The organism is Trujillonella humicola (assembly GCF_046233715.1).
Lineage (GTDB): Bacteria > Actinomycetota > Actinomycetes > Mycobacteriales > Geodermatophilaceae > Trujillonella > Trujillonella humicola.
Map to the genome: position 1 here is coordinate 2,224 of NZ_JBJNRJ010000087.1, position 12,219 is coordinate 14,442.

At 74.5% G+C, this 12,219-nt stretch carries 13 protein-coding genes and 1 riboswitch; of the genes, 7 read left to right on the forward strand and 6 right to left on the reverse strand.

Going from position 1 to position 12,219, the window contains the following annotated elements; genetic code table 11:
• Window positions 1-253 precede the first annotated feature (253 nt).
• The 5 genes from ACK586_RS24440 (at window position 254) to ACK586_RS24460 (ending at window position 4,612) form a co-directional block, all read left to right on the forward strand.
• Window positions 254-484 (forward strand): helix-turn-helix domain-containing protein, encoded by a 231-nt coding sequence (locus ACK586_RS24440; RefSeq protein WP_409333130.1) that lies wholly within the window; start codon window positions 254-256, stop codon window positions 482-484.
• The gene (locus ACK586_RS24445) at window positions 481-1,263 is read left to right on the forward strand and encodes an enoyl-CoA hydratase/isomerase family protein (protein WP_409333131.1); all 783 of its coding nucleotides are present in this window, start codon (window positions 481-483) and stop codon (window positions 1,261-1,263) included. Before ACK586_RS24440 ends, ACK586_RS24445 begins: the two co-directional genes overlap by 4 nt.
• Window positions 1,264-1,369: 106 nt before the next feature.
• On the forward strand, window positions 1,370-3,250 hold the full coding sequence (locus ACK586_RS24450) for an ABC transporter ATP-binding protein (RefSeq protein ID WP_409333142.1): 1,881 nt from the start codon (window positions 1,370-1,372) through the stop codon (window positions 3,248-3,250).
• Between the two features lie 43 nt (window positions 3,251-3,293).
• Complete coding sequence (locus ACK586_RS24455) at window positions 3,294-3,758, forward strand: SgcJ/EcaC family oxidoreductase (protein WP_409333132.1); 465 nt, start codon at window positions 3,294-3,296, stop codon at window positions 3,756-3,758.
• Complete coding sequence (locus tag ACK586_RS24460) at window positions 3,755-4,612, forward strand: sulfurtransferase (protein WP_409333133.1); 858 nt, start codon at window positions 3,755-3,757, stop codon at window positions 4,610-4,612. The genes ACK586_RS24455 and ACK586_RS24460 overlap by 4 nt, the downstream gene beginning before the upstream one ends.
• Here the strand turns inward: ACK586_RS24460 and ACK586_RS24465 are convergent.
• The 6 genes from ACK586_RS24465 to ACK586_RS24490 form a co-directional block, all read right to left on the reverse strand.
• The gene (locus ACK586_RS24465; protein WP_409333134.1) at window positions 4,596-4,910 is read right to left on the reverse strand and encodes a DMT family transporter; all 315 of its coding nucleotides are present in this window, start codon (window positions 4,908-4,910) and stop codon (window positions 4,596-4,598) included. The two genes, ACK586_RS24460 and ACK586_RS24465, sit on opposite strands and share 17 nt — an antisense overlap.
• 14 nt (window positions 4,911-4,924) lie before the next feature.
• Window positions 4,925-4,989, reverse strand: a riboswitch (guanidine-III (ykkC-III) riboswitch).
• A gap of 23 nt (window positions 4,990-5,012) precedes the next feature.
• A complete protein-coding gene (locus tag ACK586_RS24470; RefSeq protein WP_409333135.1) occupies window positions 5,013-5,762 on the reverse strand; it encodes a DUF427 domain-containing protein in 750 nt (249 codons plus the stop codon).
• 32 nt (window positions 5,763-5,794) lie between these two features.
• Window positions 5,795-6,313, reverse strand: coding sequence for a hypothetical protein (locus ACK586_RS24475; protein ID WP_409333136.1), 519 nt, complete (start codon window positions 6,311-6,313; stop codon window positions 5,795-5,797).
• A 54-nt stretch (window positions 6,314-6,367) separates the two neighbouring features.
• Entirely contained in the window at window positions 6,368-7,081 is a 714-nt protein-coding gene (locus ACK586_RS24480) for a sirohydrochlorin chelatase (protein WP_409333137.1), read from the reverse strand.
• Window positions 7,078-7,839, reverse strand: a complete 762-nt coding sequence (locus ACK586_RS24485; protein ID WP_409333138.1) for an SDR family oxidoreductase — start codon at window positions 7,837-7,839, stop codon at window positions 7,078-7,080. Before ACK586_RS24485 ends, ACK586_RS24480 begins: the two co-directional genes overlap by 4 nt.
• 4 nt (window positions 7,840-7,843) lie before the next feature.
• Entirely contained in the window at window positions 7,844-10,669 is a 2,826-nt protein-coding gene (locus ACK586_RS24490) for an aconitate hydratase (protein ID WP_409333139.1), read from the reverse strand.
• 156 nt (window positions 10,670-10,825) lie between these two features.
• On the opposite strand from ACK586_RS24490, the gene ACK586_RS24495 reads away from it, so the two are divergent.
• Together ACK586_RS24495 and ACK586_RS24500 are read left to right on the forward strand one after the other, a co-directional pair.
• On the forward strand, window positions 10,826-11,593 hold the full coding sequence (locus ACK586_RS24495; protein ID WP_409333140.1) for an SIR2 family NAD-dependent protein deacylase: 768 nt from the start codon (window positions 10,826-10,828) through the stop codon (window positions 11,591-11,593).
• A gap of 61 nt (window positions 11,594-11,654) precedes the next feature.
• The gene (locus tag ACK586_RS24500; RefSeq protein WP_409333141.1) at window positions 11,655-12,077 is read left to right on the forward strand and encodes a DUF1772 domain-containing protein; all 423 of its coding nucleotides are present in this window, start codon (window positions 11,655-11,657) and stop codon (window positions 12,075-12,077) included.
• Window positions 12,078-12,219: the final 142 nt, after the last annotated feature.

Here is a 12,219-nt window from a genome sequence, read left to right on the forward strand (position 1 = left end):
CCAGGCCCTCCCCGACCGGGAGTGGGTGCCCTGACCGCGGGGCCGCCCCGCAGAAAACGGGCCCTCCGGCACTCCGACACGGGCCGAGCCGCGCTGCGGGGCCCCGCTCGCCGCGCGCGCTCGCAGTGGCTGGGTGATCATGTGTCGCGGGAGGCCGTGGTCAGCGGGACGGCGGCGCCAAGGGGACGAGCAGCCGTCCCGGGCCGGGGCCGCGAGGCGTCCCGGGCACGGGGGCTGCTGACGGAGGGGAGTCATGGCCGACTCGAGCACGGCGGACCTCGGCAAGGGCAAGCGCATCACCGGCGGTGACCGGACCACGCTCGCCGACGAGCTGCGCAAGCGCTACGACGGGGGGGAGAGCATCCGGTCGCTGGCCAGCTCGACCAACCGCTCCTACGGCTTCGTCCACCGGCTCCTGTCGGAGTCCGGTGCGAACCTGCGCAGCCGTGGGGGAGCGAACCGCAACAGCAAGAAGGAGGCGTGACCTCCGGGATCGCCGACGGGTGGGTGCGGACGGCGCGCGAGGGCGCCGTCCTCACCGTGACCCTGGACCGCCCCGAGCAGCTCAACGCCCAGACGCCGGCCACCTGGGAAGCGCTGGCCGCTGTCGGTGCGTCGCTGGACGACGACGTGCGCGTGGTCGTCCTCCGCGGCGAGGGCCGGTCCTTCTCCGCCGGACTGGACCGCAGCCTGTTCAGCGCCGACCCCTCGACCTCCGGCGGGCTGGGAGAGCTCGGGCGGATGCCGGCGGAGCCGGCGCAGGAGCGGATCCGCGGCTACCAGGCCGGCTTCCGCTGGCTGCGCTCGCCCGGGATCGTCTCGGTGGCCGCGGTGCAGGGGCACGCCATCGGCGCCGGAGCGCAGCTGGCGCTGGCCTGCGACCTGCGGGTGCTCACCGACGACGCGAGCCTGCGGCTGGCCGAGGTCACGCTGGGGCTGGTCCCCGACCTCACCGGCACGAGCACGCTGACCGAGCTGGTCGGCTACTCGCGGGCGCTGGAGATCTGCGTGACCGGCCGCCCGGTACCGGCCGCGGAGGCGCTGTCGCTGGGGCTGGCGAACGCGGTGGTGCCGCGCGAGGAGCTCGACGCGGCGGTGGCGCAGTTGGTGGCGGCGCTGACCGCGCCCCCCGCCGGCGCCGTCCGCGAGACCGCGGCCCTGGTCCGCTCCGCCGTCCGCAACGACCCGGCCGCGCAGGACGCGGCCGAGCGGGCGGCCCAGGTGCGGCGGCTGACCGAGCTGGCCGCGGCGCTCGGCGGGTAGGAGCTCCGGCGGTCGTCCGCTCCGGGATGGACCTCCGGGAGGAATCCCCGGTCCCCGGGCGCCGTTGCCCGGTACCGAGACAGAAGGAGGTCCAGCCGTGAACACCATGACCTCCATGGCGGCGATGCGCTCGTTCAGGCGCGATCCGTCGGTGACCGCGCGGGAACTGCCGAAGGGCACCGTGCGGCGGGTGCTCGGCATCGCCCGGCCCTACCGCCGCGAGCTGTCCTGGTTCCTGCTGCTGGTCATCGGCTCGTCGGTCATCGGCGTCGTCACGCCCCTGCTGGCCGGCCGGATCGTCAACCGGATCGCCTCGCTGGAGGGCACGGCCGGGGACATCGTCCGCATCGCCCTGCTCATCGCCGGCCTGGCGGTGCTCGACGCCGCCATCTCGCTGGCCACCCGGTGGTACTCCGCGCGGATCGGCGAGGGCGTCATCTACGACCTGCGCTCGCGGGTGTTCGAGCACGTGCAGCGGATGCCGGTCGCGTTCTTCACCCGCACCCAGACCGGCGCGCTGGTCAGCCGGCTGAACAACGACGTGATCGGCGCCCAGCAGGCGTTCACCTCGACGCTGTCCGGTGTCGTCTCCAACGTCATCGGCCTGGTGCTGACCGCCGCCGTGATGTTCACGCTGTCCTGGCAGATCACCCTGCTGTCGCTGGTGCTGGTGCCGCTGTTCGTGCTGCCCGCCCGGCGGATCGGGCGGCGGCTGCAGGAGATCACGCGGGAGTCCTACGGGCTCAACGCGTCGATGAACGCGACCATGACCGAGCGGTTCAACGTGGCCGGCGCCCTGCTGGTCAAGCTGTTCGGCCGTCCCGGGGTCGAGGCCGAGGGCTTCCGCGGCCGGGCGGCACGCGTCCGCGACATCGGCGTCCTGTCGGCGATGTACGGCCGCACCTTCTTCACCGCGCTGACCCTCGTGGCGGCGCTGGCCACCGCCCTCGTCTACGGCCTCGGCGGCGTGCTGGCCTTCGAGGGTTCGCTGAGCCCGGGTGACGTCGTGGCGCTGGCGCTGCTGCTCTCCCGGCTCTACGGCCCGCTGACGGCGCTGTCGAACGTCCGCGTCGACGTCATGAGCGCGATGGTGAGCTTCGACCGGGTCTTCGAGGTGCTGGACCTCCCCCCGATGATCCGGCAGGCGCCCGACGCCGTGCCGGTCCCGGCCGCCGACCGGTCGGTCGAGTTCGACCGCGTGTCCTTCAGCTACCCGGCCGCCTCCGACGTCTCGCTGCCGTCGCTGGAGGAGGTCTCGCTGCCGGAGCACGGCGGGCCGACCGCGGTGCTGCACGACATCTCCTTCCGGGTGGAGCCCGGGCAGCTGGTGGCGCTGGTCGGCCACTCGGGCGCCGGCAAGTCGACCATCGCCAACCTCGTGCCGCGGCTGTACGACGTCACCGAGGGCGCCGTGCGCGTGGGCGGCGTCGACGTCCGGCAGGCGACGCTGGACTCGCTGCGCGATGCGATCGGGGTGGTGAGCCAGGACGCGCACCTGTTCCACGACACCATCCGGGCCAACCTGCTCTACGCCCGCCCCGATGCGACCGACGAGCAGCTGTGGAACGCGCTGACCGGTGCCCGGATCGCCGCGCTGGTGGGGTCCCTGCCCGACGGGCTGGACACCGTGGTCGGTGACCGCGGCCACCGGCTGTCCGGCGGGGAGAAGCAGCGGCTGGCCATCGCCCGCGTGCTGCTCAAGGCCCCGGGGATCGTCATCCTCGACGAGGCGACCGCCCATCTGGACAGCGAGTCGGAGGTGGCCGTGCAGCACGCCCTCGACACCGCGCTGGCCGGCCGCACGTCGCTGGTGATCGCGCACCGGCTGTCGACCATCCGCAGCGCCGACCAGATCCTCGTCATCGACGACGGTCGCATCGCGGAGTCGGGCACTCACGAGGAGTTGCTGGCGCTCGGCGGCCGGTACGCGGAGCTGTACCGGACCCAGTTCGCCGACGGCGAGCGTCGAACGGTCGGCGCCGCCTGACCACTACCGTTCCTCCTGTCCCATCCGCACCAAGGGGGAATCGTTGACTTCAGCCCATCCGCAGGACGCGCAGATCCGCGCCCTGTACACCGCGTTCCTCGAGGCGTGGAACCGGCGGAGTGGCGCGGCCGTCGCGTCCACCTTCGCCGACGACGGGGACATCGTCGGCTACGACGGCACCCACACCAGCGGGCGACTGTCCATCGCCTCGGAGCTTCGCCGGGTCTTCGGCAGCCACCCGACGGCGACCTACGTGGGGCTGGTCCGGTCCGTGCGCCAGGTCGCCCCGGGTGTCGCCGTGCTGCTGGCCCACGCCGGGGTCATCCCGCCCGGCGAGGAGGACCTCGACCCCGTGCTGCACTGCCAGCAGACGCTGGTCGCGGTCGAGGAGGGCAGCGACCGGTGGAAGATCTCGCTGTTCCAGATCACCCCGGTCGCCTTCGCGGGCAAGCCGGCAGCCCGCGAGGCGCTGACGACCGAGCTGCGCGGGCTGCTCGCCGTCCGGTGAGCCGGGAGGCCGTCCTCGTGACGGCGGCGGAGCTGCTCGCCGCGCCGCCGTCGGTCGTGCTGCTCGACGTCCGGTGGGCGCTCGGGGACGACCGCGGCCGGGAGCGCTACCTCGAGGGGCACCTGCCCGGTGCCGTCTTCGTCGACCTCGACACCGAGCTGGCCGGTCCCCCGTCGGCCGAGGCCGGCCGGCACCCGCTGCCGTCGGTGCAGCGGCTGCAGTCGGCCGCCCGCCGGTGGGGCGTCCACGCGGGTGACCGGGTCGTCGCCTACGACGACAGCAGTGGCCTCGCCGCGGCGCGCGCCTGGTGGCTCCTGCGCTGGGGCGGGCTGGCCGACGTCCGGCTGCTGGACGGCGGGCTCTCCGCCTGGCGGGCCGCCGGCGGGCCGGTGGAGTCCGGCGACGTCGTCCCGCCGGCCGGGGACGTCGTCCTGACCGGTGGTGGGATGCCGACGCTCACCGCCGACGAGGCGGCCACGCTGCCCGAGCGCGGCGGCGTCCTGCTCGACGCCCGCGCCGCCGAGCGCTACCGCGGCGAGGTCGAGCCGGTGGATGCACGCGCCGGGCACGTGCCGGGGGCGCGCAGCGCACCGGCGACGGCCGGACTGCAAGCCGACGGGACGTTCGGTGCAGCCGCTGTACTGAGCGTACGCTTCGCGGCACTGGGGGCGGTGCCCGGCGCCGAGGTCGGGGTGTACTGCGGCTCGGGGGTGCACGCCGCGCACGAGGTCGCCGCCCTGGCCGTCGCTGGCGTCGAGGCCGCGCTGTGGCCGGGCTCGTGGTCGCAGTGGTCGGCCGACCCCCGGCGGCCGGTCGCCGTCGGGCCCGACCACGGGCTCAGTGCAGCACCTTGAGCCCGATGACGCAGCCGATGATTCCGGCCACCAGCAGCAGCCGCAGGGCGGTGGCCGGCTCGTCACCGGCCAGCATGCCGATCAGGACGGTGAGCCCGGCGCCGATGCCCACCCACACGGCGTAGGCGGTGCCGGTCGGCAGTTCGCGCAGCGCGTAGGCGAGGCCGGCCATGCTGAGCACCAGCGCGACGGCGAAGACGACCGAGGGCCACAGCCGGGTGAGCCCCGCCGAGCGGCCCAGCGCGGTGGCCCACACCGACTCGAGGACCCCGGACAGGACGAGGACGATCCAGGACACGACAGCCTCCATCGAGGTCGCCGTCTTGTCGCTGTCCGGGTACGGCGCCGCTCGTCCGGGGGCCGATCGGGCCCGACCCCATGCTCGCACGCCCCTCGCACGTCAGCGGGAGAAGTGCGTCACCGGCCGCTCCTGCGCCACGCCGTCCAGGACGACGTCCACCGCCTCGTCGAGGAAGGCGACCAGCCCGGCGATCGGCAGCACGGCGGCGGCCGGGAAGTCGTAGCTCCAGGCCACGTCGGCCGGCCCGCCGGCCACCGACCAGTAGCCGCTGGTGCGCCCCTTGTACGGGCACTCGGTGCGGGTGGCGCTGGGGACCAGGTGCGCGGAGCGGACGTCGGTCCGGGGCAGGTAGTACCGCGTGGGCAGGCCGGTCTCGAACAGCAGGACCGGGGACGACGACTCGGCCAGCACGACCCCGTCGAGCTCGACCCGGACCCGCCGCGAGGACCGCAGGGCGTCGACCCGGGCGAAGGGGTTGCGCGGGTGGACGAAGACCTCCTCGTCCTCCTCGAACCAGGCGTCCAGCGCCGACCACTCGAAGCGCACGTACCCCGCCAGCGGCCCGTCGGTGTAGCACCAGCCGGCGGAGGGCCGGTCGGTGCCGCCGGCGCGCGGGCCGTGCCGGCGGGCGGGTCCGAGCGGCCGGTCCTCGTCCTCCCGCTCGTCGACCAGGACGGCGGGGTCGACGTCCTCGACCGGCACGTGGAACTGCGGGTACGGCGGCCACTCCCAGCCGTAGCGGGCCCGGGTGGTGTCGAGGACGACCCGTCCGGCCAGCTCGGCGCGGATCCGGCGGGGCACTGGCTCGACGTGCCCGACGGGCACGATCGCCTGCGGGTAGGAGCTCACGGGGCGATCCTGCACCCCGGGCGCCGATCGCGTCAGGCCTCCGGGCAGTTCTGGTCGATCCAGGTGCTGACCCGCTCGAACGCGGGCCCCACGGTGGTCTCGGCCTGCGCGATGACCTCCAGGGCCTGCTGCTCGGCGTCGGGCGCCGCCGGGTCGATGGCCGCGACGGCGTCCCGCACCTCGACGAACCCGTCCCGCGACGCCTGCCAGTCCTCGGCGATCTCGTCCGGTGCCTCGAGGGCGTCGAAGGCGGCCACGGTCTGGTCCAGCGCGTCGACCAGGGCCTCGACCCCCATGCCCTCGGCCTCGGTCAGCGCCTCACCGGCCTCGCCGAACAGCTCCTCGCCCTCGGTGCAGAACTCGGCGAACTCCCCGCCGGGTGAGGCGGTCGGGCTCGAGGTCGGGCTCGGCGCCGGGGAGGTGGGCGGGGAGGCGGTCGGGGACGCGGTGGTGGCCGGGCTGGCGGTCCCGTCGACCTCCTCACTGCACCCGCCCAGCAGCAGGCCGGCGGCGAGGACGGCGGGGACGACGACCCGGGAGTGGCGCAGCACGCCTCCACGCTAGCCAGCCGATCCCGGCCGTGCGCGGGGCAGCGGGGCGACCGGTCAGGCGCGTGCGGCGTCGTACCGGTCGAGCAGGACCGCGGCCAGGCGCGGGTCGGGCAGCAGGGGAGCGGTCACCGCGTCCGCGCCCGCCGCGGCCAGCTTGCCGGCGAAGTGCCCGGGGGCGAGCAGGTAGGCGGCCACGACGACGCGCTCGGCGCCGGCCCGGCGGGCGGCGGTGACCGCGTCGGGGACCGGCGGCTGGGCGGCGGAGCCGTAGCCGGTCGTCACCGGGCCGGCCCAGGACCGCTGGAGCAGGTCGGCGGTGCCCTCGACGTCGGCGACGGCGCGGGGGTCGCTCGAGCCGGCGGCGGCCAGCACGACCGCGGTGAGCGGGTCCCGCGGGTCGGCACCGGCGGCGAGCAGGCGGTCGGTGAGCACCTCGACCAGCCGCGGGTCCGGCCCCAGCGGCCGGGCGGCCACCACGCCGGTGCGGCCCTCGACGGCGGCGGCGATGTCGACGTGCACGTGGTAGCCGCCGGACAGCAGCAGCGGCACGACGACCGCGGCCCGCCCCTCGGCGGCCAGTCCTGCGACGACGTCGGCCACCGTCGGCGGCTGGACGTCGACGAACGCGGCCGTGGTGTCCAGGCCTGGTCGCAGGTCGCGGGCGGCCAGCGCGAGCTCGGCGACCAGCCGCCGGCCGGCGGGGTTGCGGGTGCCGTGCGCGCACGCGACGAGCACGGGGCCGCCCGGAGGGGCCGTGGAGCCGCTCACAGGCCGGAGAGCAGGCCGCCGTCGACGGGCAGCATCACGCCGGTCAGGTAGGACGCGGCGGGGGAGAGGCAGAAGGCCGCGACCCGGCCGAACTCCGCGGGGTCGCCGTAGCGGCGCAGCGGGATCCCCGCCTCGGCCGCCCGGCGGGTGGCCTCCGGGTCGCCGCTGCGGTTGTCGATCTCGACGATCCGGTCGGTGGCGATCCGGCCGGGCAGCAGGCCGAACACCCGGATGCCGCGCGGACCCAGCTCGGTGGCCAGCGACTTCGCGGTCATCGCCAGGCCCGGGCGCAGGCCGTTGGAGATCGCCAGGTGCGCGATCGGCTCGCGCACCGAGGTGGAGAGCACCAGCCCGACCGCGCTGCCCTCGCCGAGGGCGGGCACGAGCGCTCGGACCAGGCGCAGCGTGCCGAGCAGGACGGAGTCGATCGCCGCCCGCCAGTCGTCCTCACTGGTGTCGAGCACCGTGCCCGGCGCCGGCCCGCCGACGCTGATCAGCGCGCCGTCGAGCCGGCCCAGCCGCTCGCGGCCCTCGGCGACCAGCCGTCCGGCCGCGTCCGGATCGGCGAGGTCGGCCGCCGTCCCGAAGGCGCCGGGTGCGCCACCCAGCGACTCGGCGGCGCGGGCGACCGCCTCCGGCGTCCGGGAGCTGACCAGCACCCGGGCCCCGTCGTCGACGAGGGCCCGGGCGGCCGCGAACCCCAGCCCCCGGCTCGCGCCGGTGAGCAGGTAGCCGCGGCCGCCCAGGCCCAGGTCCACGCGCTCAGCCCTGCCGCAGCGAGCGGAGGACGTACTGCATGATCCCGCCGTTGCGGTAATAGCCCGCCTCGCCGGGGGTGTCGATCCGGACGCGGGCGTCGAACTCGACGTCGCCCGCGCGGACCTTGACCGTCCGCGGGGTGCGGCCCTCGTTCAGCTCGGTGATCCCGGTGATCGAGAACTCCTCGTCGCCGGTGAGACCGAGCGACTCGCGGTCCTGGCCCTCGGGGAACTGCAGCGGCAGCACGCCCATGCCGATGAGGTTGGAGCGGTGGATCCGCTCGTAGCTCTCGGCGATGACCGCCTTGACACCCAGCAGCGCCGTGCCCTTGGCCGCCCAGTCGCGCGACGAGCCCGAGCCGTACTCCTTGCCGGCCAGCACGACCAGCGGGATGCCGGCGTCGGCGTAGGCGACCGAGGCGTCGTAGATCGTCGTCGTCTCGCCGGTGAGGTGGTTCCGGGTGACGCCGCCCTCGGTGTCGGGCACCAGCTGGTTGCGCAGCCGGATGTTGGCGAAGGTGCCGCGGATCATGACCTCGTGGTTCCCGCGGCGGGAGCCGTAGGAGTTGAAGTCGCGCCGCTCGACGCCGTGCTCGGACAGGTACTTCCCGGCCGGGCTGTCGGCCTTGATCGAGCCGGCCGGCGAGATGTGGTCGGTGGTCACCGAGTCGCCGAGCACGGCCAGCGTGCGGGCTCCGGAGATGTCCTGCACCGGCTCCGGCTCGGCCGGCATGCCCTCGAAGTACGGAGGACGGCGGACGTAGGTGCTCTCGGCGTCCCAGTCGAAGGTGCGACCGGTCGGCGTCGGCAGGTTCTGCCACTGCTCGGTGCCGGCGAAGACGTCGGCGTAGCTGCGGCCGAACTGCTCGGCGGAGACGGCCTGATCGATCGTGCGCTGCACCTCCTGCGGCGAGGGCCAGATGTCGCGCAGGTAGACGTCCTGCCCGTCGGAGCCCTTGCCCAGCGGCTCGGTGGTCAGGTCCAGGTCCATCGTCCCGGCCAGCGCGTAGGCGATGACCAGCGGCGGCGACGCCAGGTAGTTCATCTTGACGTCGGGGTTGATCCGGCCCTCGAAGTTCCGGTTGCCCGAGAGCACCGAGACGACGGCGAGGTCGGCCTCGTTGACCGCGGCCGACACCGGCTCCGGCAGCGGGCCGGAGTTGCCGATGCAGGTGGTGCAGCCGTAGCCGACGAGGAAGAAGCCGAGCTTCTCCAGGTACGGGGTCAGGCCCGACTTCTCGTAGTAGTCGGTGACGACCTTGGAGCCCGGGGCCATCGTCGTCTTCACCCAGGGCTTGCTGGTCAGGCCCGCCTCGACGGCCTTCTTGGCCAGCAGGCCCGCGCCGATCATGACCTGCGGGTTGGACGTGTTGGTGCAGGAGGTGATCGCGGCGATGACCACGTGGCCGTTGTCCACGTAGGTCTCGGTGCCGTCCTCCATGACCACGCGGGTCGGCTTGGAGGGGCGGTCCGGCACGCGGTCGGGGACGACGGTGTGCGGCTTGCCGGCCTCGCCGTTGCCGGAGGCGAAGGGGCTGGCCGGGTCGGACGCCGGGAAGGTCTCCTCGACGGACTCGTCGACGTTGGAGGCGGCGTCCCGGGGCGCGTCGTCGTCGTCCTTCTGGATCTCGTCGATCGGGGCGTAGGTCGGCAGCACCTCGCGGAAGGCGGCCTTGGCGTCGGACAGCGCCACCCGGTCCTGCGGCCGCTTCGGGCCGGCGATCGAGGGGACGACGGTGGCGAGGTCCAGCTCCAGGTACTCGGAGAAGGCCGGCTCGCGCGACGGGTCGTGCCAGAGACCCTGCTCCTTGGCGTAGGCCTCGACCAGCGCGACCTGCGCGTCGCTGCGGCCGGTCAGCCGCAGGTAGGTGATGGTCTCCTCGTCGATGGGGAACATCGCCGCGGTCGAGCCGAACTCCGGGCTCATGTTGCCGATGGTGGCGCGATTGGCCAGCGGCACCGCGGACACGCCCTCGCCGTAGAACTCGACGAACTTCCCGACGACGCCGTGGCGCCGCAGCATCTCGGTGATGGTCAGCACGAGGTCGGTGGCGGTGGAGCCCTCCGGCAGCTCGCCGGTCAGCTTGAAGCCGACGACCCGCGGGATGAGCATCGAGACCGGCTGGCCGAGCATCGCGGCCTCGGCCTCGATGCCGCCGACGCCCCAGCCGAGCACGCCCAGGCCGTTGACCATGGTGGTGTGCGAGTCGGTGCCGACGCAGGTGTCGGGGTAGGCGACCACGCGGTCGCCCTCCTGCCGGGGGAACACCACGCGGGCCAGGTGCTCGATGTTGACCTGGTGGACGATGCCCATGCCCGGGGGGACGACCTTGAAGTCGTCGAAGGCGCCCTGGCCCCAGCGCAGGAACTGGTAGCGCTCGCCGTTGCGCTGGTACTCGATCTCGACGTTGCGCTCGAACGAGTCCGGGGTCCCGAACACGTCGGCGATGACGGAGTGGTCGATGACCAGCTCGGCCGGGGCGAGCGGGTTGATCTTGTCGGGGTCGCCGCCGATCTCGGCCATGGCCTCGCGCATGGTGGCCAGGTCGACGATGCAGGGGACGCCGGTGAAGTCCTGCATGACCACGCGGGCGGGGGTGAACTGGATCTCCTCGCTCGGCTCGGCCGAGGGGTCCCAGTTCGCCAGCGTCCGGATGTGGTCGGCGGTGATGTCCGCGCCGTCCTCGGTGCGCAGCAGGTTCTCGAGCAGGACCTTGAGGCTGAAGGGCAGCTTGTCGGCGCCCTCCACCGCATCGAGCCGGTAGATGTCGTAATCGGTGCCGTCGACGCTCAGCGTCGCCCGTGCCCCGAAGCTGTCCTTGCTCGCCACGTCTATGCGCCTACCCCTCGCCGGTCCGTCGCGGCGGTACCGCCGCGCTCGTTGCCACCCCCGATCATCCCAGCCCGCGCGGGCGGCTGCGCAGGTGAGGCGACCCTTGCCTCACTCGTGAGGTCGCCCACGCCGGGGGCTCCTACGGTGGACGCCGTGACCGACGCCGCCCCTCCGACCGGCCCTGGAGCCGTCCCCGGCTGGCTGGCCGACGCCTCCCGGATCACCGTGCTCACCGGTGCGGGCGTCTCCACCGACAGCGGCATCCCGGACTACCGCGGCCCGAACGGTGTCTGGACCCGCGACCCGGACGCCGAGAAGCTGGTGACGCTGTCCTACTACGTGTCCGACCCCGGCATCCGCAGCCGGGCCTGGCTGATGCGCCGGGAGCTGGGGATCGGCGACGTGCGGCCGAACGCCGGGCACCGCGCCCTGGTCGACCTGGAGCGGCAGGGGCGGTTGCGGGCACTGGTCACCCAGAACGTCGACGGGCTGCACCAGGCGGCCGGCTCCTCGCCGGGCGTCGTCCTGGAGCTGCACGGCACGGTACACGAGGTGGAGTGCCTGTCCTGCGGTGACCGGACGACGACGGCCGACGCGCTGGCCCGGGTCGACGCCGGCGAGCCCGACCCGGCCTGCCTGGTCTGCGGCGGCATCCTCAAGACGGCCACGGTCAGCTTCGGTCAGGCCCTCGACGCCGCGGTGCTCGACGCGGCGGCTGCGGCGGCGGCCGACTGCGACGTCTTCCTCGCCGTCGGCACCTCGCTGGGGGTGCACCCGGCCGCCGGTCTCACCGACGTGGCGGCGGGCAGCGGGGCGAGGGTCGTGATCGTCAACGCCGAGCCGACGCCCTACGACGCGATCGCGTCCCTCGTCGTCCGGGAGCCGATCGGCACCGCCCTGCCCCGGCTGCTGGCCGCGTGAGGGGCCGGTCGCCGGCCCGTGCTCGCGGGCCCGTCCTCGGTGAGCCGGCCCGGCGGGCGCCATGACGCTGCTCGCCGTGCACCTCGCCCTGGCGGCCGCCTACGCCGGGTTCCAGTGGACCGTGCGCGTCCTGGTGTACCCGCAGATGGCCCTGGTGCCGCCCGAGGCGTTCCCCGCCTTCGAGCACCGCCACCAGCGGCGGATCACGCGGGTGGTCGGTCCGCTGTTCCTCGGGCAGGCGGTCACCACGCTGTGGCTGCTGGTCGACCGCCCGGAGGGGACGCCGCTGCTCGCCGTCCTCGCCTCGGCGGCGTGCCTGGCCCTCGCGCTGGAGCTGACCGCGCTGGGTGCGGTGCCGCAGCACCGGCGGCTGGACCGCGGCTGGGACGCGGCGGTGCACCGGCGGCTGGTGCGGGTCGACACGTTCCGCGCGCTCACGGCGACGGCGGGCGTCGCCGCCGCGCTCTGGCTGCTGCTGGCGTGACGGCAGGAGCGGTGGGAGGCGCCGCCGGGCGCTACCGTCCGCGTCAGTGTCAGGGTGCTGAGCACCGCACCGGCTGGTTGCGGTGGTTGGGATCCTGGCCAGTGGTGATCTGGCTCCTACCGTCCGTGCCGCTCCCGATGGG